This window comes from Lawsonibacter sp. OA9, from assembly GCF_022440585.1.
Genome location: NZ_JAKNTI010000022.1, coordinates 1,642,524 through 1,667,689, shown reverse-complemented (window position 1 = coordinate 1,667,689; position 25,166 = coordinate 1,642,524). Strand labels below are relative to the sequence as shown.

Below are 25,166 nucleotides of genomic sequence, written 5' to 3'. Positions count from 1 at the left end.
CGGAGAGTAGATTTAATCTACGATTTAGTATAGAAGATTTATTCTACACTGTCAAGAGGTATCTACCATGTTAGATAAAAAAATTTTTGGAGCGCGTCTATATAAGCTAAGAGAAGATACCAAGATGTCCCAACAGGCAGTTGCGGACCTACTAGGAGTGACTAGGACACAGATCAGTGATATGGAGCATGGAAAATCTGGGACGAACTTGGACCGGCTGTATCAGCTCTGTGAATTTTATAAGGTTTCTGCTGACTATCTTTTAGGGATTACTGATGACCCCCTCTGGCGGGGGAAATAAATGATAAACGGAGCGATCCTATGACTTATAAAGTAGCGTTTGTGTCTCTGGGCTGCGCCAAGAATCTGGTGAATACCGAGCAGATGATGGCCCTGTGCCGCCAGGCGGGCCACATCGTCACCGGCGACCCAGAGGGGGCCGATGTGGCCGTCCTCAATACCTGCGGCTTCATCGAGTCTGCCAAGAGCGAGGCCATTGACAACATCCTGGAGCTGGCTCAACTGAAGGACCAAGGTAAGCTGAAGAAGCTGTTAGTGGCGGGCTGTCTGAGTCAGCGGTACCCCGACGATATCCGTGCCGAGCTGCCCGAAGTGGATGGGATGCTGGGCACCGGCAGCTACAGCGACGTGGTGGCCGCCGTAGAGGAACTGATGGAGGGGGAGAAGGCGGAGCACTTCGGCAACATCCACCGCACTTATGAGGACGGCGAGCGCATTGTCACCACGCCCCCCTACACCGCCTATCTAAAGATCGCCGAGGGGTGCAGCAATGGCTGTGCCTTCTGTATCATCCCGAAACTCCGTGGTCGCTATCGCAGCCGTACCGTAGCGTCGTTGGTGGCTGAGGCCAAAAAGCTGGCCGCCTCCGGGGTGAAGGAGCTCATCGTCATTGCCCAGGACATTACCCGGTATGGCCTGGACCTGGAGGAGAAAGCCACTTTGGCCCAACTGTTGAAGGAGCTGTGCCGGCTGGACTTCCACTGGATCCGACTCCACTACCTCTATCCTGAGGCCGTCACCGACGAGCTTATCCAGGTCATCGCCTCTGAACCCAAGATACTCCACTATCTGGACATCCCCATCCAGCACTGCAACGACAACATTTTGAAGGCCATGCGCCGCCGAAACACCAAGGCGGAGATACGGGCCCTCTTCGCCAAGCTGCGGGCGGCGATGCCGGACGTGGTCATCCGTACTTCCCTGATCTGCGGCCTGCCTGGAGAGGGGGAGGAGGAGTTCGAGGAGCTGTGTGCTTTCCTGCGGGAGGAAAAGATCCAGCGGGCCGGTGTGTTTCAGTTCTCCCCCGAGGAAGGCACTCTGGCCGCCGCCATGGAGGACCAGGTGGATGGAGAGGTAGCCGCCCGCCGGGTAGAGCTGGTGGTGGACCTCCAGTCCCGGATCATGGACTCGTACAACGAAGAACGCCTGGGAACAGTGATGGAAGTGCTGTGCGAGGGCTTTGACAGTCAGGCCGGCTGTTACGTCGGGCGCACCTATGCCGACTCGGTGGATATCGACGGCCATGTGTATTTTACCGCCGCCGGGCTGGTGCCCGCGGGGGAATTTGTCAAGGTGCGTATCACCGGCGTGTCTGATGGAGATTTGACCGGCGAAATTGAGGACTGATACAAACGCGGCGCTGGATGAAGCGTGATTTTGGCTGACGCAGAATCAAAGTGAGATTTTATGTTGAATCCAGCTTTGTCCAGTGCTGATAATGTGCTATGATAACATATATGTGATCTGGGTGTCCTTGCTCGATAATAAGCTGTTCCAGCTCTTGAAACAAAAGGGCCTGAAAAAATATGTCATTAGAAAAGATAAAGCGGCTGAGGTGTCTGATCTGGAGACTATACATATGGAAAAAGGTTTATGTGGAATCCCGCGTCATTGAATACCTCTGCGCTTACCTGGATGACCAATTCGAGGACATTGATAGAGTATGTTCCGGAAAAAGAGGAGAAACGATAAGATGAATACCGCCAACAAGCTGACTTTGCTGCGGGTCGTTATGATCCCGCTGTTCCTGCTGGTCCTCTATCTGGATGTGCCTGGGGCGAACTATTGGGCCTTGGCCATTTTTGTGATTGCCAGCCTCACCGATACCCTGGACGGCTATATCGCTCGCCACTATAACCAGACCACTGACTTTGGAAAGTTTATGGACCCTCTGGCGGACAAATGTCTGGTCACCGCCGCCATGCTCTGGTTTGTAGAGATCGGCCAGATGCCCGGCTGGGCGCTGCTGGTGGTCATCATCCGGGAGTTCGGGGTGTCTGGCCTGCGTATGGTGGCCGCTGACAAAGGCAGAGTCATCGCCGCCGGCTGGTCCGGCAAGGTAAAGACCGCCTCCACTATGGTGTGCATCGTGCTGATGCTGTTGCCCATCGCCCCCTGGGTCAACAATATCTGTGTGGCTGTCATCGTGCTGGCTACCATCTATTCCGGCGTGGAATACTTTATGAAGAACCTGGACGTATTGGCCGATGTGAAATAGACCAGTAATATGGAGGAAGCGGCTATGTCGGAAAAAGCGGTGCGGTCCCCTGTCAGAGATATCCTGTTCCGCCTGGTCCTGGTGACGCTGGCGTCGCTTATCATCGCCGTCAATATGAAAAGCTTTGTCCAGGCCGGCGACCTGTTTCCCGGCGGCTTTACGGGGCTTGCCCGTCTGACCCAGCGCGCGGCTTGGGAGTTTTGGGGAGTAGACATCCCCTTCTCGCCAGTATATCTGCTGCTCAATGCGGTGCCCGCCGCTATTAGCTTCAGGTTTGTGGGAAAGAAGTTTACCCTCTATTCCTGTCAGTGTATTGTCCTGGTCAGCATTTTCACTGACCTGGTGCCTACCATCCCCATTACAGAGGACCTGCTGCTGATCTGTGTGTTCGGCGGCTTGATCACCGGTTTCGCGGTCAGCCTCTGCCTGCGGGCCAGAGCCACCAGCGGAGGTACTGATTTTATTGCTATCGCCCTGTCCGAACGGAAGAATATCGATGCCTGGAACTATATTCTGGCGGGCAATGCGGTGATGCTGACGGTGGCCGGACTGCTTTTCGGATGGGAGCGGGCCCTGTATTCCATCATTTTCCAGTTTACCAGCACTCAGACCATCCGTCTGCTGGACCCGGACAGCGGCCGGGCCACCCTGTTTATCGTCACGGGACGGGAAACGGTGGGGGGCGTGTGTGCCCAGATACAGGATACCCACCATACCGCTACTTTGATCGAGGGGGTTGGCCTGTACAATGGGGAGCCCTGCGTTATGATCTATACGGTGGTCAGCGTGGGAGAAAGCAAGGGCCTGGTCCGTAAGGTACGTCAGGCCGACCCCAAAGCCTTTGTCAATGTCATTCGGACTGAACGGGTCCACGGGAAGTTCTATCGAAGGCCAAGGGATTGAAAAAGAAAGGGCGCTGTGTGCCGCGGCACACAGCGCCCTTTGATATATCCGGTCAAAATAGACAAAAGGAAGAGAAGAAGCTGATTTGCAGATGTTGACCCGTAGTGGGGGCCTCATCTGGGAAAATCGGGAAAAAAAGGGGCCTGTCCCTATCTATGCTTCAGATTTTCACGGAGCAGGATCTGATCGCTGCTCTGATACTCCTTGGCATACCGGCCGGGCGTGACCCCGGTGAGATGGCCAAAGGTGCGGATGAAATGAGAGTTGTCTGAGAAGCCGGACAACTCCCCGGCCTGCTGGACGCTGGTGCCCTCCTGGAGAAGCTGGCGGGCCCGCAGTACCCGGCTGTAGATGATATATTCCATTACGGAGAAGCCAGTGGCCGCCTTGAAGACGCGGCATAGATAGTGTTTGCTGATGAAAAACTGGCTGGCGATCTGATCCAGGGACAGGGGCTCGGACAGGTTGTCCCGGATATAATCTAGAATGGGGGCCACCCGGAGGAAGTCCTTGTTGTGGATGGCCTCTCCGGCAGTGGCGGCATTCAAGGTAGGAGCTACCCGAATCAGCAGATTGAGCAGGGCCACCATCTGATGGATGTCGCTGCCGAAGGAACCGTCGTTTTTATTGCGCTCCAGGGCCTGGAACAGCTCGATGATCTCGGTCATCTGCATACCGTTCAGGTTAGCCCGGCGGAAGGAGTCGTGGGTGAGCTGGGTGAAATCGGTTTGAACGGTGGACAGTTGCATCAGGGATTTACGGCTGATGTGGAGGACATACCTGGCGTGCGCCCCGGTGGCCATGGTCCGGTGGAGGGTGTTCTCCCCAATGAGGTACAGGGTGCCCCGGCGAAGGGGGTACACCTGGTCGTTGACAAAGATGTTGCCGGGGCTGGTCAGAGGGAGGAGGAGTTCGAAGTGGTCATGAAAATGGAGCCGGCTCATGTTCCAGGTGTCGTTGTGGTTGAGCTGCAGATGAAACTCCACATTGGTCATACGGCAAACCTCCGTTTGTATGGCTCATTTCTCAGGGCAAAGCGCCCCTGGAAGGCCCCCCGGCCGGCGTGGGGGAGAGGGCCAGGAGCATTATAGCACAGCAGGCGAAGATATGCAAACTTTTTGATAAATTAAAGATAGACCTCTTGTGTCAGTTGTGTTAAAATAATAGCCGATATAGAGCGCATATCAGTACCTTGAAAATTTGAGAAAAAGAAGCGAATGAAAAAATCTTTTGTAATGGGGGTTTTACCATGAACAAAGTGTATTCCTTGCATGACGCCGTGGCGAAATTCGTCGAGAACGGAGATTGTATCTGCTTCGGCGGCTTCACCACCAACCGCAAGCCCTATGCCGCTGTGAGTGAGATCCTGCGCCAGGGTCAGAAGGACTTTACTGTCTGGGCCGGCCCCGCCGGCGGTGATTGGGATATGATGATTGGCGAGGGCCGCGTCAAAGCGTACATCAACTGCTACACCGCCAACTCCGGCTATACCAATGTCTCCCGTCGTTTCCGTGCTGCCATCGAGAAGGGCGAACTGACCTATGAGGACTATTCCCAGGACGTCCTGATGCTCCAGCTCCACGCCGCCTCCCTGGGCCTGCCCTTCCTGCCTGTCCGTCTGATGCAGGGCTCCGGCCTGATGAAATACTGGGGCATCAGCGAGGAGCAGCGCAAGACCATGGACAAGGTAGACGACCTGAAGTGCGTCGAGATCGAAAATCCCTTCAAGCCTGGCGAGAAGGTGGTGGCCGTCCCTGTGCCCAAGCTGGACACCGCCATCATCCACGTGCAGAAGGCCAGCCCCGACGGCACCTGTATCGTCGAGGGCGACGAGTTCCACGATGTGGATATCGCCGTGGCTGCCCGCAAGGTCATTGTCACCTGTGAGGAGCTGGTCAGCGACGAGTATATCCGCCGCGACCCCACTCTGACCCGTATCTTCGGTGAATGTGTCTCCGCCGTAGTCCACGCCCCTTATGGAGCCTGGCCCTCTCAGTGCTATAACTACTATGACAACGACTCCCATGCTTTGAAGGAGTATGACAAGGCATCTAAGTACCAGGATGCCGAGGACGCCAAGGCCCAGCTGGCCAAGGCCGCCGCCAAGGCTGAGAAGGCCGCCGCCGCCAAGCCTGAGGATGAGAAGCTGGCCGAGGCTGCCGCCAAGGCCAAGAAGGCCGCTGACGATGCCGCCGCCGGCATCGCCATCCCTGAGACCTTTAAGGACTATGTAGACAAGTGGGTTTACTCCGTCAAGGACCACGATGAGTTGCTGGATAAGGTGGGCGGTTCCCGTTTGATGCGGTTGAAGAACGAGCCCCATCTGGGCTACTCCACCAGACACTAAGAACAGGGAGGTACATAGACATGGCTGATTATACCAAGTATACCAAGCAGGAGATGCAGGCTTACGCCATCGCCAAGAACATCAAAGAGAACCAGATCGTCATTGTGGGCACCGGTCTTCCACTGATCGGCGCCTCCCTTGCCAAGCGGGTGGTATGCCCCTCCTGCCACCCCATCGTGGAGAGCGGGCTGATGGACTGTTCCCCTGTGGAGGTCCCCCGCTCTGTGGGTGACAACCGCTTTATGGCTCACTGCGCTGTCCAGTGGCCCAACGTGCGCTTCATCGGGTTTGAGGCCAACGAGTGGCTCCACGACGAGGACCGGCTCATCGCCTTTATCGGCGGCGCCCAGATCGACCCCTATGGCAATGTGAACTCCACCTGTATCTACGGCAAGGGTGACTACATCAAGCCCCAGACCCGGTTTACCGGCTCCGGCGGCGCCAACGGCATCGCCACCTACTGCAACACCATCATCATGATGCAGCACCAGAAGCGCCGCTTTATGGAGAAGATCGACTACATTACCTCCTGCGGCTGGATGGATGGCCCCGGCGGCCGCGAGCGCGCCGGCCTGCCTGGCAACCGCGGCCCCCAGATGGTGGTCACCGATCTGGGCATTATGAAGTTCGATGAGGAGACCAAGCGGATGTACCTGGCCTACTACTATCCCTTCTCCTCCCCTGAGATGGTTCAGGAGAACACCGGCTTCGAGGTGGATGTGTCCCGCGCCCAGCTCTTTGAGGGCCCCTCTCCCGAGATCATCAAGGTCATCCGCGAGGAGATCGATCCCGGTCAGGCCTTTATTAAGGTTCCCAAGGAGTAAAAAATAAGTTGCTGATGGGAAGAAATGCTTTCTTTCGGACCGTGTTCCCCTGCCCGTACTGCCGCCGACACAAGTGTTGATCGGGGGCGTCGGCGACCCAATACAATTTATGGTCGCCTGGGTGGCACGGCGCGCATCAGAGATGATACGATATAAAAGGAGGAAATTACATTGGGTAACTATTCCATGCCCCGCTATTTCCAGAACATGCCTGTGGTGGGCAAGCCTGTTAAGGTCAACGCCGAGAACGTGGCCGAGCTGAGGGCCATCGAGGACGACATCCACGCCCATATTGTAGACGCCCTGTCTGCCGGCAAGGCGGACGAGGACATGAACGCCAAGGGACAGCTCACCGCTATGCAGCGTGTCGCGCTGCTGGTGGACGCCGGCACCTGGTGCCCCCTGAACAGCCTGTACAACCCCGAGCACAACAAAAACGGCTCTACCTCCATCGTAAAGGGCCTGGGCCGGGTCAACGGCAAGTGGTGCTGCATCATCGCTTCCGATAACAAGAAGCACGCCGGCACCTGGGTTCCCGGTCAGGCGGATAACCTGCTCCGTGGCTCTGATACTGCCAAGCGGCTGCGCATCCCTCTGATCTATCTGCTGGAGTGCGCTGGTGTGGAGCTGGACAAGCAGGAGAAGGTGTACCCCAACCGCCGGGGCGGCGGCACCCCCTTCTACCGCAACTCTGAGCTGAACCAGATGGGTATTCCCGTTATCGTAGGCATTCACGGCACCAACCCCGCCGGCGGCGGCTACCACTCCATCTCTCCCACCGTGTTGATCGCCCATGAGAAGGCCAATATGGCCGTAGGCGGCGCCGGTATCGTAGGCGGCATGAATCCCAAGCCCCATGTGGATATGGAGGCCGCTCTGGCCCAGATCGAGGCCACCAAGGGCCTGCGTGCCGATCCTCCCGGATCCGTCTCCATCCACTACGGTCAGACCGGCTTCTTCCGCGAGGTGTACGCCGATCAGGAGGGGGTCATCGCCGGTATCAAGAAGTATGTGGATATGCTGCCCACCTTCGACCTGGAGTTCTTCCGTGTGGACGCGCCCCAGTCCCCCGCCATGTCCGATATCGAGCTGTACGACCTGGTGCTGAACAACAAGAACCGTCCCTATGATATGTACTCTGTCATCGGCCGCCTGTTTGACGGCAGCCAGTTCATGGAGTACAAGAAGGGCTACGGCCCCGAGATGATCACCGGCATCGCCAAGGTGGACGGCCTGCTGGTGGGCGTGGTGGCCAATCAGCAGGGCGTGTTCCCCAACTACCCTGAGTATAAAGTGGCCAAATACGGCCAGTCTATGGGCGCGGGCGGCAAGCTGTACCGCCAGGGGCTGATCAAGATGAACGAGTTTGTCACCCTGTGTGCCCGTGACCGCCTGCCTATGATCTGGATTCAGGATACCACCGGCATCGACGTGGGTGACGACGCCGAGGTGGCCGAGCTGCTGGGCCTGGGCCAGTCCCTGATCTACTCCATCCAGAGCAGCAAGCTGCCCATGATGGAGATTACCCTGCGCCGCGGCACCGCCGCCGCCCACTATGTCCTGGGTGGGCCCCAGGGCAACGACAACAACGCCTTCTCCCTGGGCACCGCCGCCACCGAGATCAACGTCATGAACGGCAAGACCGCCGCCAACGCCATGTACACCGGCCGTCTGGCCAAGGACCAGAAGGCGGGCAAGGATCTGCAGCCCACCATCGACAAGATGAACGCCTTGATCGACGACTACGATGTCAAGTCCAAGCCCCTGTTCTGCGCCCAGGCCGGTCTGGTGGACGAGGTGGTGGACCTGCCCATGATGCGCAACTACATCGTGGCCTTCACCGACTCCTGCTATCAGAATCCTGAGAGCATTTGCCCCTTCCACCAGATGCTGCTGCCCCGGACCATCAAGGACTACGACGAGGGCCACCGGTGATCTGACACCTGCGCTATCATCCGGCCGGGGAGCTGCCCAGCCGGCAGGTCCCCGGATGCGGGTGTGGATGGGATCGATGGGGGAGCGGCCTTTTTGCCGCGCTGCGATCCGGCCGATCTAAGCAATACAAGGAGAAATTGACCGTATGAGTATCTATACCCTTGGGATCGATATCGGTTCCACCGCTTCCAAATGCATTATGCTGGCCGATGGCAAAGACATCGTCGCCAAGTCCCTGATTCCCGTGGGTGCCGGCACCAGCGGGCCCCAGCGGGCTATCTCCCAGGTGCTGGAGAACGCGGGCAAGGCACGGGAGGAGATGAGCTATATCCTGGCTACCGGCTATGGCCGCAACTCCCTGGAGGAGTTTGCCGATCAACAGATGAGCGAGTTGAGCTGCCACGCCAAAGGGGCCTCCTTCCTTTTCCCTGAGGTCCGCACGGTTATCGACATCGGCGGCCAGGATGTAAAGGTCCTCCAGATTGAGAACGGCGTGATGACCAACTTCGTTATGAATGACAAGTGCGCCGCTGGCACCGGCCGGTTCTTGGACGTCATGGCCCGAGTGCTGGAGGTGAAGGTGGAGGATTTGGGCACTCTGGGCGCCCAGTCCACCAAAAACGTGGGCATCAGCTCCACCTGCACGGTTTTCGCCGAGAGTGAGGTCATCAGCCAACTGGCTCAGGACACGGATAAGCGGGATATCATCAACGGCATCCACCACTCTGTGGCCAACCGGGTGGCCGGTTTGGCCCACCGGGTGGGCATTAGGGACCAGGTAGTTATGACCGGAGGCGTGGCCCAGAACATCGGTATCGTCAGTGCTCTGGAGGAGCAGCTGGGCCACACCATCCATACCTCGCCTCTGACCCAGTATAACGGCGCCCTGGGCGCCGCCCTGTTTGCCTATCAGAAGTATCTGAAGGAGCAGAAGGGATGAAACAGATCTTCTTTGGAATCGCGCTGATTTTGTTTGCGCTGGTCTTACTGCTGTCGGAGATATGGCTCCCAATTGTGGGAGACCTGATGAGCAGGGGAGAGTTTGCGGTTTTGATAGCGGTCATCGGTCTGGTGATCGCCGGAATTGGCGCATTCAAAGAGAAGTAACGCAGTATGGCCGCTGTCTCGGCGGCCGATCGCAAAATTGATTTTCCGGTAAGGAGGAATTTACAATGGCTAAAGAAGTAAGTCCTGGCGTAAAGGCTCTGCGTAAGGTCGTTGAGGACGTCTACGCCGATGCCCGTGTGGCCAAGAAAGAGGGCAAGCTGGTGGGCTGGTCCAGCTCCAAGTTCCCCTGTGAGCTGGCCGCCGCCTTTGACCTGAACGTAATGTACCCTGAAAACCAGGCCGCCGGTATCGCCGCCAACCGGGACGGCGAGATCATGTGTCAGGCCGCCGAGGACCTGGGTTTTGACAACGACATCTGCGGCTACGCCCGTATTAGCCTGGCCTATGCCGCCGGCAAGCGCGCCAGCCGCAAATTTGACCCTGAAACGCTGGAGTTTGTCATCAACCCCAACAGCGGAAAGCCCCTGAAGGACGAGAACGGCAAGGTGGTCATCGACCCTGAGACTGGCAAGCCCAAGAAGGATCCCAAAACCATGCAGCCTTACACCGTGCTGGATGACATCTATGAGATCGAGGCTCTGCCTGAAACCACCGAGAAGGAGATCGCCTATAAGAACTTCCGCCGGGAGGCCATCAAGCCTTACCGCCAGATGCGCATGCCTCAGCCCGACTTTGTGCTGTGCTGCAACAACATCTGCAACTGCATGACCAAGTGGTATGAGAATATTGCCCGTATGTGCGATATCCCACTGATCATGATCGATATCCCCTATAACAATACGGTAGAAGTAGACGATACCTATGTGGCCTATATCCGCGGCCAGTTTGACAACGCTATTCACGATCTGGAGAAGCTGACCGGCAAAAAGTTTGACGAGAAGAAGTTTGACGAAGCCTGCGCCAACGCCAATCGGACCGCCAAGGCCTGGCTGAAGGTGTGCGACTATCTGCAGTACAAGCCCGCTCCTTACTCCGGCTTCGACCTGTTCAACCACATGGCCGACGTTGTGACCGCCCGCGGCCGTGTGGAGGCTGCCGAGGCTTTTGAGCAGCTCTCCCGCGATTTGGATGAGGCCATCAAGGAGGGTAAGTCTACAACGCCCTTCCCGGAGCAGTACCGCGTCATGTTCGAGGGCATCCCCTGCTGGCCCAAGCTGCCCTCCCTGTTCAAGCCCTTGAAGGAGCATGGCGTCAACGTCACCGCCGTTGTGTACGCCCCCGCTTTCGGCTTCGTGTACAATAACATGGACGAGATGGTCCGCGCCTACTGCAAGGCCCCCAACTCTGTGTGTATCGAGCAGGGCGTGGATTGGCGTGAGGGCATCTGCCGGGACAACAAGGTGGACGGCGTGCTGGTCCACTATAACCGTTCCTGCAAGCCCTGGTCCGGTTACATGGCCGAGATGCAGCGCCGCTTTACTAAGGATCTGGGTGTGCCCTGCGCCGGCTTTGACGGCGACCAGGCCGATCCCCGTAACTTCAACGAGGCCCAGTATGAGACCCGTGTCCAGGGCCTGGTAGAGGCCATGGAGGCTAACAAAGCTGCGAAGGAGGCTGCTGAGAAATGAGCATCGAGGTACTGCTGAATCAGTTTAAGGAGGCCTCCGACCACCCCTATCGTCGGATCAAGGCCTATAAGGAGCAGGGTAAGAAGGTCATCGGCGTCCTGCCCTATTACGCCCCTGAGGAGCTGGTCTATGCCGCTGGGATGGTGCCCATGGGCATCTGGGGCAGCAACAGCAAGACCATCGCCCAGGCCAAGGAGTATTGTGCCACCTTCTACTGCACCATCGCCCAGTTGGCGCTGGAGATGCTGCTGGATGGCACACTGGACGACCTGGACGGCCTGATTACCCCCACCATTTGTGACACCCTGCGCCCCATGAGCCAGAACTTCCGGGTTGCTATGGAGGGCAAGCTGCCCTGCATTTTCCTGGCCCACCCTCAGCACCGCAAGCCCGCTTTCGGTCTGCAGTTCTGCGTGGACCAGTACACTCATGTGAAGAACGAGTTAGAGAAGATCTCCGGCGCTCCTATTACGGACGAGGCGTTGCGGAATGCTATCAAGGTGTATAACCGCAGCCGGGCCGCCCGCAGGGAGTTTGCCAAGCTGGCCGGCCAGCACCCTGATGTAATCTCCGCTGTCAACCGTTCCGCAGTCTTCCGCTCCTCTTGGTTCATGCTGAAGGATGAGCACACCGATCTGCTGGAGCGGCTGAACGCGGAGCTGTCCAAGCTGCCCGCCTGCAACTGGAAGGGTAAGAAGGTGGTCACCTCCGGCATCATCTGCGACAACCCCAAGCTGTTGCAAATCTTTGACGACAATAAGATCGCCATTGTCGCCGACGATGTGGCCCATGAGAGCCGTCCCTGTCTGGTGGACGCTGCTGAGACCGGCGACCCCATGATGGCGCTGGCCCAGCAGTTCGCTGATCAGGACTACGACGTGCTGCTGTACGATGAGCACTCTAACCAGAACCGCCGTGGCGAGTTTGTGGTCAAGCTGGTCAAGGACTCCGGCGCTCAGGGTCTGGTCCTGTTCATGCAGCAGTTCTGCGACCCCGAGGAGATGGAGTATCCCTACCTGAAGAAAGCTCTGGATGGGGCGGGCATCCCCCACATCAAGCTGGGTGTGGACCAGCAGATGCGGGACTTTGGCCAGGCCAGCACCGCGATCCAGGCATTTGCCGACGTGCTGTAAAGTTTCTATATAGATATTTTTATCTCATTTACCCGGACCTTGACATAAGACGGATAAAACTGGTATAATATCCACGATTTTAAGTTCTCTCCCGCCTCTAAAACAGGCGGGAGAGAACCATAAGCCGTGAATACTGGAGTAGAAATACCCGTGTCAGTATTTAAGCGGCCGATTAATAAATTGTAAAGGGGAAAACAAGCTATGAACTACAACGTTACAGTGAACGGCAAGGTTTACAGCGTGACCGTGGAGAAAACTGGCGCCGCCGCTCCCGCGGCCGTTGCTCCTGCCGCCGCCCCTGTGGCTGCCGCTCCCGTGGCCGCCCCTGTGGCTGCTCCTGCCGCCGCTCCCGCTCCCGCCCCAGCGCCTGCTCCCGCTGCGGCTCCTGCCGCCACCGTGGCCGCCGGTGAGACGGCAGTCAAGAGCCCCATGCCTGGCAACATTTTTAAGGTGGAGTGCTCTGTGGGCCAGTCCGTGAAGGCAGGCGATGTCCTGGTGGTTCTGGAGGCCATGAAGATGGAAATTGAGGTTTCCGCACCTGTGGATGGTACGGTCAAGGCTGTTTCTGCTGTGGTAGGCACCGCTGTCAATACGGACGATCTGCTGGTCACTCTGGGTTAAGGGAGGACTATGATCTATGCCTAATGCAGATATCGCAATCCTGAATCCATTTGAACCGCTTTCAGTCCCGGAGGCGCTAATGGTCGCCGTTTGTGGTCTGCTTGTGGTATTCCTGATGCTGGCCATCCTGATGCTGGTTATCATGGTTATTTCCAAGATCGTGAACGCCATCGAGGGAAAGTCTGCCGCTCCCGCTCCGCAAAAGAAAGCCGCCCCCGCGCCCGCCCCTGCGGCTGCGCCTGCCGCACCGGCTGTGGATGAGGGTGAGCTGGTTGCGGTTATGATGGCTGCGGTTGCTGAGGAGTCCGGGATGGCGCCCAACTCCTTCCGCATCACCAATATTGCCGCCGCCCCTGCGGCTCCTGCCGCGGCTGCCCCTGTGGCTGCCGCCCCTGCTCCCGCCGCTGCGCCTGCTCCGGCCGCGGTTCCGACCGCCGCCCCCGTTGCGGTGGCGGCTGGTGAGACAGCGGTCAAGAGCCCTATGCCCGGCAACATCTTTAAGGTAGAGTGCTCCGTAGGCCAGTCCGTAAAGGCAGGCGATGTCCTGGTGGTTCTGGAGGCCATGAAGATGGAAATCGAAGTTTCCGCCCCTGCGGACGGCACCGTCAAGTCCGTTTCCGCTGTGGTGGGTACCGCTGTCAATACCGATGACCTGTTGGTCACCATCGGTTGAAAGGAGGGGTAAAGTATGAATTTTGTAACGGAAGTTTTGACTAAGATCATGCAGGGTTCTGGCTTTGCCGCTCTGGATTGGAAAACCGCGCTCATGCTGTTTATTGCCTGTGTCCTGCTATATATGGGCATTGGCAAGGGCTTCGAGCCTTTGTTGCTGGTTCCCATCGCCTTTGGTATGCTGCTGGCTAACCTGCCGGTCACCGGGCTGTTCAACGAGCCCGTCTATGATGCCGCCACCCACAGCGGAACGGTGGGCTTTATGTGGGTGCTCTATCAGGGCGTCCAATACGCCATATACCCATCCATTATCTTTATGGGTATTGGCGCTATGACGGATTTTGGCCCTCTGCTGGCCAACCCCGTATCTCTGATGCTGGGCGCCGCCGCCCAGTTGGGTATCTTTGCGGCCTTCCTGATGGCTTTGGCTCTGGGTCCCATTACCAACGGCCTGATCAGCTTTACTCCCGCTGACGCGGCCGCTATCGGCGTGATCGGCGGTGCTGATGGCCCGACGGCCATTCTGACGGCATCGAAGCTGTCTGTGAATCTACTGCCGGCGATTGCCATTGCGGCTTATTCCTACATGGCTCTGATACCTCTGATCCAGCCTCCGCTGATGAAGCTGATGACCACCAAGAAGATGCGTCAGGTCAAGATGAGCCAGCTTCGTGTGGTTTCCAAGACGGAGAAGATTATCTTCCCCATCGCTGTAACCATCTTCGTGGTGCTGTTGATCCCCGATACAGCTCCTCTGATCGGTATGCTGATGCTGGGTAACTTGTTCCGTGAGTGCGGCGTCACCGAGCGCCTGTCCGATACTGCTCAGAATGCTCTGATCAACATCGTGACCATTCCTCTGGGACTGTCTGTGGGCTTTAAAGCCACTGCTGATCAGTTCCTGACTCCCCAGACTCTGGGTATCGTTGCTCTGGGCTTGACTGCCTTCCTGCTGTCTACCGCTGGCGGTCTGTTGCTGGGAGACTTGATGTATGTCCTGACTGGCGGTAAAGTCAACCCCTTGATTGGCTCCGCTGGTGTATCTGCGGTGCCTATGGCCGCCCGTGTTTCCCAGGTCGTCGGCCAGAAGGAGAATCCCACGAACTTCCTGCTCATGCACGCTATGGGCCCCAACGTGGCCGGTGTTATCGGCTCCGCTTGCGCTGCTGGCTTTATGATCAAGGTATTCGGTGGCTGATCCTCTGTTTGATAAGCAGGGCGGCCCCACGGCAAACGCCGTGGGGCCGCTTTATTTTAAAAATAATTCCGAAGGCCAAGGTAATTTGGAAGAAAAAATTATGAGTGTAAAGAAAAAAAGAAATTAGTCAAAAAATTTGAATAAAATGGTTGCATTTTAAATCTGACTGTGCTATAATAACCAAGCTGTCAAGAGGAAATCCTCTTTGCGGTATGCGGCTGTAGCTCAGTTGGATAGAGTGACTGGCTACGAACCAGTAGGTCGGGGGTTCGAATCCCTTCAGCCGTACCACGTCGGAGCAAGCTATAATGGCTTGCTCCGACTTTTTTAAAGTCAAAGCGCTCCTAAATAGTTGCTTCTCATCTTCAGATAGAACTCTTGGTTGTTGAGGTGCTTTAGGGCCGCCGATTTGTGGCGCTCTTATTTTATTGAGCAGCAATATCAATTTTAACTATTTTTTACGTCGAAGTAAGTAAGTCTTGCTTCGGCGTCTTTTTTATTGCATCTAAAAATTTTATTCAACTATTGTATGGACTACTTCTTAGGTTTTTCTGTGTTTCCGCCGGAAGGGCGGTTTGTACTTTTGGAGCATTAAATACTCAGAAAGAGGTTGAGCCAATCTGAGTAAGTTATCTTTTTTGCATTCAGCATTCTAACCACACACTAGATTAAGATTTTGCTTTCTTAAACTATAAAGAGTGCGGTTTCTTTCAATTAATTGTTGGGTTTTCATTCAAAAGAGTTTATATGAAATAGATCTGTTGAATATGAAAACTTCTTATCAGCCACTGAGTGACTCTGTCAAAAATGGGTCATAAAAATTGTATAAAACAAACAAAAATTCAATAAAAAGAATACAGCATTTCTAAAAAAAGGTTATTCCCATACAACTTTGTAAGAATTTATTCTAAATCTGTTGATTGAGAAAAACCACCATGATATATTGAGGACAACAGGTGTGGTAGTCACACAACCAAATTCTGGAAAATTTATGAAAAAGGAGAATGAATCATGAAAAAGCGTTTACTTAGCTTATCTCTTGCTCTCGCAATGGCCGTTGGCCTGCTGGCTGGCTGCGGCGACAGCGGAAAAAACACCGGAACCAATGACGGAAGCTCTAGCAATTCTAGTACAAGCACCAGCACCCCCTCCACTACTGTCAAGAAGTCCAGCTGGAAGGTGACCTGCCCCTGGGCCCCCTCCGGCGTAGCGGCTATGGTGAGCCAGAAGGCCGCCTCTAAGTCCACTGAGTATTCCGACGCGATTACTCTGGTCGCCGAGGCAATTAAGGGCGACGCCGCCACTGTCAATACCTGGGTCATGGACACCAAGGCCAATGATCCAGAACTGGTATTTGTGGGCGAGGGCCTGCTGTCTATTACCTCCATCATCGATCCTGCCAAAATGAAGTTTACCGCTGAGGACTTTGCCTATGTGGAAAACCTCTACTCCTCCATCTTTGTGCTCTCCGCCTCCGCTGATTTGAATATCAAGACCATCGCCGACCTGGAGGCCTATGTAGCCGCCGGCAATGAGATCAGTGTGGCTGTCAACGGCGCCACCAGCTCTGAGGCATTCCTGGCCGCAGCCCTGTTCGGAAAGATGGGCGCCGGTGACAAGCTGAAGCTGACTCCCTATCAGTCCGCCGCCGAGGCCGCTCAGGCTGTGGCCAAGGGCGAGACCCAGTTTGCCGTCTCCCACCAGTCCCAAATTCTGGAGACCTATCAGCAGGGCGGCGTGACCATCCCCTGCGCCTTTGATGAGAAGGCTCTGGAGCATGGACCCTTCGCGGGCGTGGAGGGCGTCGGTGAGAAGGGCTATCCCTACTTCCGCAACCGCTGCTTCATCATGGCCCGTGCTGGTACGGACGAGGCCACTGTAGCTGCTCTGAAGGAGCTGTATGGCAAAATCCTGGCCGATGAGGAAGTTGCCGCCTGGCTGCAGGATACTATGCTGCTGGAGGTTGACCCCATGTCCCAGGAGGATGTGGACGCCCATGTGGAGAATGTAAAGAACATCGTCAACGAGTACAAGGATATCGTTGCCGGCTGATCCTGACCAACCACAATAACTGGGGAATGGGATGGGGAAATATCCCACCCATTCCCCGGTTTTATGTGTGTGCAGACTGAGGAGGTTTTTATTCGGATGAAAAACTGGATCAATCGATTCCATGCCCGTCTGGACGCATGGGGAGAAAAGCTCTGTGAAAAAGAGATCCGCATCCCTGTGGACTTGACGGTGGGAATTCTCTTTTTTCTCTTTGCGCTGGCAATCCTGTTCGTTATGCCCCAGCAGGTGATCGTGTCGGAAAAGGACGTAGTGAATGGCCGCGCCTTCCCCACCCTGCTGATGGTCGTGATGATGATTTGCTGCGGGATGCTGATCGTCAAGGAGCTGTATAAGCTCTTTACCAAGCAGCCCCTCAACTGGAAGGTGATCAACCTCCAGACCGAGCTGAAAGCATTGGCTATCCTGACCATTCTGGTTATCACCTATCTGCTGTGCCGCTTCACCGACTTGTTTGTGGTGGGCGCTGTGTTCTGCTGTCTGGGCTTTTTGGTCTATTTCCGCTGCAAAAAGCCCTCTTATTATGTGATCACCATCACCTTGGCTGTGGTCATTTGGGCGTGCTTCCGTTTCGTCCTGAATGTGGAATTTTAGAAGGAGGCTGAACGTTTTATGATGCAATATATCGTTCCCGCTACCGGCCTTCTTTTCACGCTGGAAAATATCCTGTGGATCAATATCGGCGTGTTCGTCGGATCGGTCTTTGCCGCTATTCCCGGACTGAGCGTGATCCTGTGCGTCATCCTGTTCCTGCCCGTCACCTATACCATGACCGCCATCCCGGGCATGATGTTCCTGCTGGGCATCTACTGCGCCGGCGGTTATGGCGGCAGCGTATCCGCCATCCTGATCAATACGCCGGGTACGCCACACGCCGCGGCCACCATGCTGGACGGCCATCCTCTGTCTGAGCAGGGGCGGACCAAGGCGGCCCTGAAGATTGCCCTGTACGCCTCTACCTTTGGCGGCGTGTTCTCCGCCCTGATGCTGCTGTTTCTGGGGCCCCAGGTGGCCAAGGTGGCCGCCCAGCTGGGCACTGCGGAGTACTTTATGGTCTGTGTCTTCGGTCTGACCATCATCGCGGGTGTCTCCGGCAAGAGTATCATCCGGGGCCTGATTTCCGCCTGCTTGGGCCTGCTCATCTCCTGCGTGGGCACGGACCCCATGACCAGCTATGACCGCTTCACCTTCGGCATCTCCCGGCTGTATCTCGGGCTGGATCTGGCCATCTGCCTGATCGGCCTGTTCGCCCTGGTGGAGATCCTGGCCAAGGCGGAAAAGCGGCTGGGCAGCCTAAATCTGGACACCACCAAGATCAAGGACGACGGCAAGATCACCAGGGAGGAGTATAAACGCATGGCCCGCCCGGTGATCATGTCCTCTATCATCGGGGTGATGGTAGGCATCATCCCCGGCACCGGCGCCTCCGAGGCGTCCTGGTTCAGCTACAACACTGCCAAGAACCTGTCCAGGCATCCAGAGGAGTTCGGCCACGGCTCCGTGGAGGGCATCGCCGCCGCCGAATCGGCCAACAACGCCGTTACCGGCGCAACTCTGATCCCCCTGCTCACCCTGGGCATCCCAGGCGATGGCACGGTGGCCATCATGCTCTCCGCCTTGATGATAAACGGCCTGAACCCCGGCCTTTCTCTGTTCACTACAGACGGCGATATCATGTATGCCATCATGCTGGGACTCATCCTGGTCAACCTCTTTATGCTGCTCCAGGGCAAGTTCCTTACCACCCTGTTTGCCAAAGTGGTCTCCATCCCCCAGGAGATTCTTACCCCCATCATTGTGATCTTCTGCTTTGCCGGCGCCTACTCCGTCAACGAAAACTACTTTGACGTGGGCGTGGCCCTCATCTTCGGCGTGCTGGCCTGGGTCCTGCGCAAGCTGGACCTGCCTCCCGTGCCCATCCTGCTGGGCCTGGTGCTGGGCAGCATGACCGAGACCAACTTCCGCCGTGCCCTGCTCATCTCCGACGGCAGCCCCAGCATTTTCTTCCAGAGTATCTACTGCAAGATATTCCTGGCGCTGATCGTCGTGGCGCTGGCCGCCATCATTCGCGGCAAGCTGAAAGAGGCCAAGGCTGCCAAGGCCGCCGTCCAGAAGGAGGACAATTGATATGCCCAATAATATTATCTTTTACTTCACCGACCAGCAGCGCTGGGATACCTGCGGCTGTTTCGGCCAGCCTCTGGACATCACCCCCAATCTGGACAAACTGGCCCAGGAAGGCGTGAAGTTTGATAACGCCTTTTCCCCCCAGCCGGTGTGCGGCCCCTGCCGCGCCCTGTTCCAGACCGGAAAATATCCCACCGAGACGGGCTGCTTCCGCAACAACATCATGCTACCCGCTGGCGTCAAGACCCTGGCCAACTACATCGAGGAGGCGGGATATGAGACCGCCTACATCGGCAAGTGGCACCTGGCCAGTGACGGCGAGCTGGAGAAGCCCCCCACGATTGACCACACCATCACTGCCATTCCCAAGGAGCTTCGGGGTGGATATACCGGATACTGGAGGGCCGCCGACGTGTTGGAGTTTACCTCCCACGGCTATGACGGCTATGTATTCGACGAGAACAACAACCGCGTCGACTTCAAGGGCTACCGGGCCGACTGCATCAACAACATGGCGCTGGAGTTCTTTGACACCTATGACCGGAAAAAGCCCTTCTTTATGACCATCTCCCAGATCGAGCCCCACCACCAGAATGACCGCAAGCACTACGAGGGACCCGAGGGCTCCAAGGAGAAGTACAGGAACTTCGTCCTGCCCCACGATCTGGAGGTGCTCAAAGGCAACGCCGCGGAGGAGTACCCTGACTACCTGGGCCAGTGCGCCAGCCTGGACGAGAACCTGGGACGGCTGGTGGAGCGGCTGAAAAAGGAGGGGCTGTACGATAATACCGTCATCATCTTTGCCTCCGACCACGGCTCCCACTTCAAAACCCGAAACACCGACGGCCATCTCAACGGCTACGATGACTACAAGCGATCCTGCCATGACGGCGCCCTCCATGTGCCCCTGGTCATCGCCGGCGGCCCCTTCAAGGGCGGTGTAGCGGTGGAGGAGCTAGTGTCCACCGAAAGCCTGCCCAAGACCATTCTGGCCCTAGCTGGTGTAGACGTGGGCGATGAGATGATCGGAGAGAACCTCCTTGACGTAGTGGAGAAAAAGGACGATAATAGACCTAACCAGGTGTTCGCCCAGATCTCGGAGAGCCGGGTGGGCCGCTGCGTCCGTACGGCCGATTATCTCTACTCTGTCTATGCCCCCGGTGTCAACGGCGGCGAGGCGGCAGCCTCTGACCTCTACGCGGACGACTTCCTCTATGATCTGAAGGTCGATCCCTGGCAGTTGAACAACGTGGTAGCCGATCCCTCCTATGCCCAGGTGAAGGAGGATATGCGTGCCCGCCTGGCGGACTGGATCGAGCGGGCGGAGGGGACCCGGCCGGCCATTGTTGACTGAGGAGGGAATTTCCTTGGCAGGCGCCGATAAAAAGTCGGAGCAGGTCTACCGCTGGTTGCTGGCCTATATTGATGAAAACAAGTTTTCCGGCAATTTGAAGCTTCCCTCGGAGAACGCCCTGTGCCGCCGGCTGGACATCAGCCGGGAGACGGCCAGGTCCGCCCTGGCCCGTATGGACCAGGAGGGACTGATCCGCCGGGTAAAGGGCAGTGGTACTTACATCAATAAGGAGGCCGCCCTGTCAAGAGAACTGGATGTGGGATCCACCGCCCAAAAGATTGGACTGATCCTTCAGGGGCAGGATTCCAACGCCAATTCCGGTCTGCTGGAAGGGGTAAAGAGCGTGCTCCCCGCTGACCGGGTGGATCTGCGGGTGTTCTTTACAGACAACAAGTTTTCCACGGAACGGCGCTGCTTACAGACAGTGGTGCACCAGCATTTTGATGGCTTTATTATCGACGGTGTAAAGGCCAGTCTGCTCAACCCAAATCTGGACTGCTATCAGGAAATTTATCGCCGGCGCATCCCGGTCATCTTCTATAACAACTATTATAAAAATCTGCACTATCCCCGGGTCATCGTCAACGACATGGAGTGCGCTGACCGGCTGATTGGGCTTTTGGTACAGGCGGGACACCGGCAGATTGCGGGTATTTTCGTCTATGACAACTATCAGAGCATTGAGAAATTCCAGGGAACCACCGCCGCCCTGATCAAGCGGGGGGTGGATTACCAGGACGACTATATCAAGTGGTGCGTGTCTAACGAGGCCCACGATCCCCGTTTTGCCCGCTCCATTGACCGCTTTCTGCGGAGCCTGCCCAAGTATACTGCGGTGGTATGCTGCAACTATATGATCTACCGCCTGGTGCGCCAGGTGTTGGAGGAGCAGGGAAGGCGGGTTCCTGAGGACTGTTCCTTGGTCTGCTTTGACTACTCTGGGAATGACTGGGAAGCAGAGGGAATCACCTGCTCTGTCCATCAGGGTAGGAAGGTGGGCCAACTGGTGGCTACCCGCCTGATGACTATGATCGAGCGCCGGGACTGTGACGACAAAAATTATACCTATGTGATGAAACCCAAAATCTACATCGGCACCTCCATTCGGGAACTTTGAAACAAAAAAGCCCTGAGCAGTCCAGACAGGACCGCTCAGGGCTTTTTTGTTTATTTAGATAGAATGGTTCCCGCGGCCTGCCGAAGCCGGGGGAGGGCGTAGTCCAGGAAGGCGTGGAAGGCAGGGCAGTAGTAGTTTGCTCTGTCCAGTCCAAGTCCAGTCCAATCCCGGGGACACCCGCCCCGGCAGAGGGAGAGGTGGGGACAGCCAAGGCAGTCTCGGGGCCGGCGGCGGCCCTCATCCAGAAAGGCCAGGGCTCTCGGACTCTGGACGGCCTCTTCTACAGACATTTGGTGGATATTGCCCAGATACCACCGGTCCAGCACAAAGAAGTCGCAGGGATAGAGGCCGCCGTCCCCCTCCACGACCAAGTAGCTTCCGCAGGCACCAGAGGAGGCACAGGTGCTGGGGGGCATCCCGGCCAGGATGCGGAGATAGTCGTCAAAGAGACGGATGCTCACATAGTGGCCTCGCTGCAAATCCAGATACCAGCAGTCAAACAGGTCTCGAAGAAACTGACTGTACCGCTGGGGGGTCAGAGACCAGGGCATACACCCACGTTCCCCCTCCAGGGGGTCCAGGCAGGGGATGAACTGAAGGGCATGGCTGCCCAGCTTGTTCAGAGAATGATACACCTTTTGGGCGCTGCGGGCCAGAGGACCTGTAATGACGCACAGAAGGTTGGTTTCCACACCGGCCTTGTCCAAAAGGGCCAGGGAACGGGTCGCCCGGTCCCAGCTTCCCCGGCCCTGGGCGTCCACCCGGAAGCGGTCGTGGATCTCCCGGCTTCCATCCAGAGACAGGCCTACCAGAAACCGATTTTTCTGAAAAAACCGGACCCAGTCTCCATCCAGCGCCATTCCGTTGGTCTGGATGGAGTGGCTGATTTGGATTGTAGAAGGGCAGAGCTCCCGTTCCAAAGCGATAAAACTTTGGAAAAAGTCCAGACCAGCCAGCGTGGGTTCGCCGCCCTGGAAGGTGATTTGGAGGGAGCCATGAGGACCTGCCGCCTGTATGCCAGACTCCAGGAGCCGGTGCGCGGTTTCCAGTGACATAACGCCCATGCTCTTGACGGACCGAAGGGCAGAAATGTCCTCATAAAAGCAGTAGCGGCATCGCATCCCGCACAGGCTGGAGGCGGGCTTGACTAAGAAAGTGAGATTTCCCATGCTCACCCCCCAATCAGGTTGCGGGCGATATTGAACAGGGCAATGGCCAGCACCAGGAGCTGAACGCAGTTGAAGGCCCGCTCGACTCCCGCCTCGGAGAACCGCTTGCTCAAGCTGGCGCCGAGAAAGCCGCCGGCGATGGCGCCCACCACCATGACCGGAGCGACAGACAGGTCATATACCAGAAACCCGGTAGAAAGGGCCACCGTGACCAGCTTGGAGATCTGGGCAAAAAGAATGGTCATCAGAGAGCAGACAGTGGCCATTTTCGTGCTGACAGAGTATAGGTAGATGATAAGGGCTACGTTGATCGGGCCGCCGCCGATCCCTAGAAAAGAGGAACAGATGCCGAGAAAGCAGCCGGCCGCCAGGGATACCGGGACCCCGGAGAGCTGGAGCCCCCGGATATTCGCCTTATGCTTCATATAGAGGTAGACACACAGGATGAGGACGGCCAGCAGTCCGTTCTGGACTACGGTGACCAAGCCCTGGGCCTGAACGCCGGATACGATGGCGCTCAACATCCACTGTCCGATGTAGCCGCCCACCACAGAACCAAGAGAGAGGGGAATGGCAATTTGAAAGGGAATCTGTACCTTGGCCAGCATCTGCTTTCCAATGGAAACAGCGGACATGGAGAAGACCGTGATGGAGGACAAGACACCGATGGTCTCCACATCGAAGTGGTGCATCACATCCATCAGCGGCTTGATGATAACTCCGCCTCCCATCCCCGTGAGGGAGCCCACTGTGGTAGCGCCGATGGCGATCAAAAAATATAGTATGTACTGCATAGAAATTACCTCCCGGTCCGCTTCCATCTCCAGAAGAGAACGTGCTTTGCTCTCATTATAGCATATTCCAGAGGAAATGGACAAAAGAATTCCGTGGGAGGCCGGAGGGCGATTAATAAAATACAGGGGAAGGCGCCCGGTCAATAGGCCGGGCGCCTTTTATGGACAGTTTTACATCTGGCGCTCCGTATGGAGTCGCTGGAGCAGGCGCTCCTGGGACATCAGCCCCTGCTCATAACGCTGGATTTTGTCATTCAGCCGGTCCAGCGAGGCCTGCATATCCGCCATGCGGGCCATCAGCCGATCCCGCTGGTCCATCAGCAGAGCCTTTCGGGCATCCAGAGTGGCGTCTCCCTGCTGAAATAGGTCCACATACTTGATAAGAGCCTCGATCTGTACCCCGGCCGAACGCATACACTTCATCAGCTCGATCCAGCCGCAGGACTCCTGGTCATAGTCACGGATGCCGCCCTTGTTCCGGGGGACCGGAGGAATGAGTCCGATACGCTCGTAGTACCGCAGGGTATCGGCAGAGATATCATATTGTCTGCTCACTTCGGCAATGGTCATGGAACAGTCCTCCTTACAGTCCAAACAGAGCGGCAGCGTCCGCCATATTTCGGATGATAGGGACGCCAAAGGGACAGCGATTCTCACAGGCGCCGCAGGCGATACACGCCCCAGCGTGGCTGGGGAGGCCCATATAATGCTCCCGCACCGTTTCCGGAATCTGGCCCTGCGCCTTGGCAAGATTGAAAAACTTGGTGACGGAGGCCACGTCAATCCCCTTAGGGCAGGGAGCGCAGTGACCGCAGTACATACAGTGTCCCTTCCAACTGATCTTAGGCAGGGAGGCAAAGGCGGCGGCATAGTCCTTTTCCTCTTCGCTGGCCTGCTCATAGTCCAAACAAACACGCAGTTCCTCCAGAGTTCGGGCCCCTGACATGACTGAGGCCACACCGGGGCGGGTCAGGGCATAGTGGAGGCACTGAAAGGGGGTAAGAGCCTTTCCGGCAGGGGAATACTGACTGAGCAGGTCGCCGCCCCCAAAAGCCTTCATCACGGTGATGCCCACTCCCTGCCTCTGGCAGCTCTCATAGAGGGCCTGGCGCTGTGGGTCCATGTTGACTAGGTCTTTTTCATAGTTTTTCTCCGCCCACAACTCCTCTACATCCTCGCTGGCGGGCTGCAGATCGTAGCAGGGATTGACACTGAACATGAGCACGTCGATAAGACCGCTGCCCACTGCCGCCTGGGCTACTTGGGGGTTGTGGCTGGACAGACCGATGCAGCCGATGCGGCCCGCCGCCTTCAGCTGCTGGGCATAGGCCATGACCGGCCCAGACTGGACCGCCTCCCAGTCAGAGAGAGAATCCACATAGTGGACCATGCCGATCTCCACATGGTCCGTTTCCAGGCGGTGGAGCTGATCCTCAAAGCTCTCGCGCACCTCGTCGATGTTCCTGGTCCGCTTGTATTGACCGTTCTTCCAGATGGTGCACAGGTGGGCCTGAAGGACAAACTTGTTGCGGCGCCCCCGGAGGGCGCGACCCAGGTTAGACCTCATATCCGGGTCAGGGGAGTAGAGGTCGATGCAGTTGATGCCGCTCTCCTCCATCTGGTCAATAAATTCCTTCACGGTTGTATAGGGCTTGTCTACCAGCCCCTCGCAGCCCATGCCAATCTCACTGACCCGAAGGCCAGTGCGGCCCAGTATGCGGTATTTCATGTTGTAGTTCTCCTGTTCT

General features: G+C 56.8%; 25 protein-coding genes and 1 tRNA gene. 21 read left to right on the top strand and 5 right to left on the bottom strand.

From position 1 onward, the window contains the following. Positions 1-67: 67 nt before the first annotated feature. The 4 genes from MCG44_RS09265 (at position 68) to MCG44_RS09250 (ending at position 3,421) form a co-directional block, all read left to right on the top strand. Entirely contained in the window at positions 68-301 is a 234-nt protein-coding gene (locus MCG44_RS09265) for a helix-turn-helix domain-containing protein (RefSeq protein WP_240287856.1), read from the top strand. A 20-nt stretch (positions 302-321) separates the two neighbouring features. Next, the gene (rimO, locus tag MCG44_RS09260; RefSeq protein ID WP_147571210.1) at positions 322-1,647 is read left to right on the top strand and encodes a 30S ribosomal protein S12 methylthiotransferase RimO; all 1,326 of its coding nucleotides are present in this window, start codon (positions 322-324) and stop codon (positions 1,645-1,647) included. Between the two features lie 346 nt (positions 1,648-1,993). Next, positions 1,994-2,518 (top strand): CDP-diacylglycerol--glycerol-3-phosphate 3-phosphatidyltransferase, encoded by a 525-nt coding sequence (gene pgsA, locus MCG44_RS09255; RefSeq protein WP_147571209.1) that lies wholly within the window; start codon positions 1,994-1,996, stop codon positions 2,516-2,518. A gap of 24 nt (positions 2,519-2,542) precedes the next feature. After that, a complete protein-coding gene (locus tag MCG44_RS09250) occupies positions 2,543-3,421 on the top strand; it encodes a YitT family protein (RefSeq protein ID WP_147571208.1) in 879 nt (292 codons plus the stop codon). Between the two features lie 149 nt (positions 3,422-3,570). Here the strand turns inward: MCG44_RS09250 and MCG44_RS09245 are convergent, their stop codons facing one another. Further along, the gene (locus tag MCG44_RS09245; RefSeq protein WP_147571207.1) at positions 3,571-4,416 is read right to left on the bottom strand and encodes an AraC family transcriptional regulator; all 846 of its coding nucleotides are present in this window, start codon (positions 4,414-4,416) and stop codon (positions 3,571-3,573) included. Between the two features lie 254 nt (positions 4,417-4,670). Here MCG44_RS09245 and MCG44_RS09240 point away from each other — a divergent pair, with 254 nt between their 5' ends. The 17 genes from MCG44_RS09240 to MCG44_RS09160 all read left to right on the top strand — a co-directional run bounded on the left by MCG44_RS09240 (position 4,671) and on the right by MCG44_RS09160 (position 21,455). Next, on the top strand, positions 4,671-5,768 hold the full coding sequence (locus MCG44_RS09240) for a CoA transferase subunit A (protein WP_240287854.1): 1,098 nt from the start codon (positions 4,671-4,673) through the stop codon (positions 5,766-5,768). A 20-nt stretch (positions 5,769-5,788) separates the two neighbouring features. Further along, positions 5,789-6,592, top strand: coding sequence for a glutaconate CoA-transferase subunit B (gctB, locus tag MCG44_RS09235; protein WP_147571205.1), 804 nt, complete (start codon positions 5,789-5,791; stop codon positions 6,590-6,592). Positions 6,593-6,778: 186 nt separating this feature from the next. Next, the gene (locus MCG44_RS09230) at positions 6,779-8,527 is read left to right on the top strand and encodes an acyl-CoA carboxylase subunit beta (protein ID WP_340405806.1); all 1,749 of its coding nucleotides are present in this window, start codon (positions 6,779-6,781) and stop codon (positions 8,525-8,527) included. A 145-nt stretch (positions 8,528-8,672) separates the two neighbouring features. Beyond that, positions 8,673-9,467 (top strand): (R)-2-hydroxyglutaryl-CoA dehydratase activase HgdC, encoded by a 795-nt coding sequence (hgdC, locus tag MCG44_RS09225; protein ID WP_147571203.1) that lies wholly within the window; start codon positions 8,673-8,675, stop codon positions 9,465-9,467. Further along, complete coding sequence (locus MCG44_RS09220) at positions 9,464-9,634, top strand: hypothetical protein (protein WP_186852475.1); 171 nt, start codon at positions 9,464-9,466, stop codon at positions 9,632-9,634. Before hgdC ends, MCG44_RS09220 begins: the two co-directional genes overlap by 4 nt. 65 nt (positions 9,635-9,699) lie before the next feature. Then, complete coding sequence (gene hgdA / locus MCG44_RS09215; protein WP_147571202.1) at positions 9,700-11,163, top strand: (R)-2-hydroxyglutaryl-CoA dehydratase subunit alpha; 1,464 nt, start codon at positions 9,700-9,702, stop codon at positions 11,161-11,163. Next, complete coding sequence (hgdB, locus tag MCG44_RS09210; RefSeq protein ID WP_240287852.1) at positions 11,160-12,296, top strand: (R)-2-hydroxyglutaryl-CoA dehydratase subunit beta; 1,137 nt, start codon at positions 11,160-11,162, stop codon at positions 12,294-12,296. Before hgdA ends, hgdB begins: the two co-directional genes overlap by 4 nt. A 201-nt stretch (positions 12,297-12,497) precedes the next feature. After that, positions 12,498-12,917, top strand: coding sequence for a biotin/lipoyl-containing protein (locus tag MCG44_RS09205; protein ID WP_147571200.1), 420 nt, complete (start codon positions 12,498-12,500; stop codon positions 12,915-12,917). Between the two features lie 16 nt (positions 12,918-12,933). Further along, positions 12,934-13,590 (top strand): OadG family transporter subunit, encoded by a 657-nt coding sequence (locus MCG44_RS15015; RefSeq protein ID WP_318653902.1) that lies wholly within the window; start codon positions 12,934-12,936, stop codon positions 13,588-13,590. A gap of 15 nt (positions 13,591-13,605) precedes the next feature. Next, positions 13,606-14,787 (top strand): sodium ion-translocating decarboxylase subunit beta, encoded by a 1,182-nt coding sequence (locus tag MCG44_RS09190; protein WP_147571198.1) that lies wholly within the window; start codon positions 13,606-13,608, stop codon positions 14,785-14,787. Further along, on the top strand, positions 14,780-14,914 hold the full coding sequence (locus tag MCG44_RS14920; RefSeq protein ID WP_263858385.1) for a hypothetical protein: 135 nt from the start codon (positions 14,780-14,782) through the stop codon (positions 14,912-14,914). Before MCG44_RS09190 ends, MCG44_RS14920 begins: the two co-directional genes overlap by 8 nt. A gap of 87 nt (positions 14,915-15,001) precedes the next feature. Then, a tRNA-Arg gene (locus MCG44_RS09185) sits at positions 15,002-15,078 on the top strand. A gap of 720 nt (positions 15,079-15,798) precedes the next feature. Further along, positions 15,799-16,839, top strand: coding sequence for a tripartite tricarboxylate transporter substrate-binding protein (locus tag MCG44_RS09180; protein ID WP_147571197.1), 1,041 nt, complete (start codon positions 15,799-15,801; stop codon positions 16,837-16,839). A 96-nt stretch (positions 16,840-16,935) separates the two neighbouring features. Continuing rightward, on the top strand, positions 16,936-17,451 hold the full coding sequence (locus MCG44_RS09175; protein ID WP_147571196.1) for a tripartite tricarboxylate transporter TctB family protein: 516 nt from the start codon (positions 16,936-16,938) through the stop codon (positions 17,449-17,451). A gap of 18 nt (positions 17,452-17,469) precedes the next feature. Beyond that, complete coding sequence (locus MCG44_RS09170; RefSeq protein WP_147571195.1) at positions 17,470-18,984, top strand: tripartite tricarboxylate transporter permease; 1,515 nt, start codon at positions 17,470-17,472, stop codon at positions 18,982-18,984. A 1-nt stretch (position 18,985) separates the two neighbouring features. Continuing rightward, positions 18,986-20,338, top strand: coding sequence for a sulfatase-like hydrolase/transferase (locus MCG44_RS09165; RefSeq protein WP_240287850.1), 1,353 nt, complete (start codon positions 18,986-18,988; stop codon positions 20,336-20,338). Positions 20,339-20,351: 13 nt separating this feature from the next. After that, entirely contained in the window at positions 20,352-21,455 is a 1,104-nt protein-coding gene (locus tag MCG44_RS09160; RefSeq protein WP_147571193.1) for a GntR family transcriptional regulator, read from the top strand. 50 nt (positions 21,456-21,505) lie between these two features. Here MCG44_RS09160 and MCG44_RS09155 read toward each other — a convergent pair whose 3' ends face one another. From MCG44_RS09155 to MCG44_RS09140, 4 genes are all read right to left on the bottom strand, one after another. After that, the gene (locus tag MCG44_RS09155; protein ID WP_240287847.1) at positions 21,506-22,624 is read right to left on the bottom strand and encodes a radical SAM/SPASM domain-containing protein; all 1,119 of its coding nucleotides are present in this window, start codon (positions 22,622-22,624) and stop codon (positions 21,506-21,508) included. Between the two features lie 2 nt (positions 22,625-22,626). Then, complete coding sequence (locus tag MCG44_RS09150) at positions 22,627-23,418, bottom strand: sulfite exporter TauE/SafE family protein (protein ID WP_147571191.1); 792 nt, start codon at positions 23,416-23,418, stop codon at positions 22,627-22,629. Between the two features lie 171 nt (positions 23,419-23,589). After that, positions 23,590-23,988: a MerR family transcriptional regulator gene (locus MCG44_RS09145; RefSeq protein ID WP_240287845.1), complete on the bottom strand. Its 399-nt coding sequence runs from the start codon at positions 23,986-23,988 to the stop codon at positions 23,590-23,592. Positions 23,989-24,001: 13 nt separating this feature from the next. Next, positions 24,002-25,147 carry an aldo/keto reductase gene (locus MCG44_RS09140; RefSeq protein ID WP_147571189.1) on the bottom strand — a complete coding sequence of 382 codons (1,146 nt, stop codon included), beginning with the start codon at positions 25,145-25,147 and terminating at the stop codon, positions 24,002-24,004. Positions 25,148-25,166: the final 19 nt, after the last annotated feature.

Bases quoted from the DNA above. Each gene is read 5' to 3' on its own strand.
- MCG44_RS09140 (WP_147571189.1), bottom strand. From the start codon at position 25,147: ATGAAATACCGCATACTGGGCCGCACTGGCCTTCGGGTCAGTGAGATT.
- MCG44_RS09175 (WP_147571196.1), top strand. From the start codon at position 16,936: ATGAAAAACTGGATCAATCGATTCCATGCCCGTCTGGACGCATGGGGA.
- MCG44_RS09205 (WP_147571200.1), top strand. From the start codon at position 12,498: ATGAACTACAACGTTACAGTGAACGGCAAGGTTTACAGCGTGACCGTG.
- rimO (WP_147571210.1), top strand. From the start codon at position 322: ATGACTTATAAAGTAGCGTTTGTGTCTCTGGGCTGCGCCAAGAATCTG.
- MCG44_RS09145 (WP_240287845.1), bottom strand. From the start codon at position 23,988: ATGACCATTGCCGAAGTGAGCAGACAATATGATATCTCTGCCGATACC.
- MCG44_RS09230 (WP_340405806.1), top strand. From the start codon at position 6,779: ATGCCCCGCTATTTCCAGAACATGCCTGTGGTGGGCAAGCCTGTTAAG.
- hgdA (WP_147571202.1), top strand. From the start codon at position 9,700: ATGGCTAAAGAAGTAAGTCCTGGCGTAAAGGCTCTGCGTAAGGTCGTT.
- pgsA (WP_147571209.1), top strand. From the start codon at position 1,994: ATGAATACCGCCAACAAGCTGACTTTGCTGCGGGTCGTTATGATCCCG.
- hgdC (WP_147571203.1), top strand. From the start codon at position 8,673: ATGAGTATCTATACCCTTGGGATCGATATCGGTTCCACCGCTTCCAAA.
- MCG44_RS09150 (WP_147571191.1), bottom strand. From the start codon at position 23,418: ATGCAGTACATACTATATTTTTTGATCGCCATCGGCGCTACCACAGTG.
- MCG44_RS09245 (WP_147571207.1), bottom strand. From the start codon at position 4,416: ATGACCAATGTGGAGTTTCATCTGCAGCTCAACCACAACGACACCTGG.
- MCG44_RS09155 (WP_240287847.1), bottom strand. From the start codon at position 22,624: ATGGGAAATCTCACTTTCTTAGTCAAGCCCGCCTCCAGCCTGTGCGGG.
- MCG44_RS09190 (WP_147571198.1), top strand. From the start codon at position 13,606: ATGAATTTTGTAACGGAAGTTTTGACTAAGATCATGCAGGGTTCTGGC.
- MCG44_RS09165 (WP_240287850.1), top strand. From the start codon at position 18,986: ATGCCCAATAATATTATCTTTTACTTCACCGACCAGCAGCGCTGGGAT.
- MCG44_RS09170 (WP_147571195.1), top strand. From the start codon at position 17,470: ATGATGCAATATATCGTTCCCGCTACCGGCCTTCTTTTCACGCTGGAA.
- MCG44_RS09265 (WP_240287856.1), top strand. From the start codon at position 68: ATGTTAGATAAAAAAATTTTTGGAGCGCGTCTATATAAGCTAAGAGAA.
- MCG44_RS09250 (WP_147571208.1), top strand. From the start codon at position 2,543: ATGTCGGAAAAAGCGGTGCGGTCCCCTGTCAGAGATATCCTGTTCCGC.
- MCG44_RS09180 (WP_147571197.1), top strand. From the start codon at position 15,799: ATGAAAAAGCGTTTACTTAGCTTATCTCTTGCTCTCGCAATGGCCGTT.
- hgdB (WP_240287852.1), top strand. From the start codon at position 11,160: ATGAGCATCGAGGTACTGCTGAATCAGTTTAAGGAGGCCTCCGACCAC.
- gctB (WP_147571205.1), top strand. From the start codon at position 5,789: ATGGCTGATTATACCAAGTATACCAAGCAGGAGATGCAGGCTTACGCC.
- MCG44_RS15015 (WP_318653902.1), top strand. From the start codon at position 12,934: ATGCCTAATGCAGATATCGCAATCCTGAATCCATTTGAACCGCTTTCA.
- MCG44_RS09220 (WP_186852475.1), top strand. From the start codon at position 9,464: ATGAAACAGATCTTCTTTGGAATCGCGCTGATTTTGTTTGCGCTGGTC.
- MCG44_RS09240 (WP_240287854.1), top strand. From the start codon at position 4,671: ATGAACAAAGTGTATTCCTTGCATGACGCCGTGGCGAAATTCGTCGAG.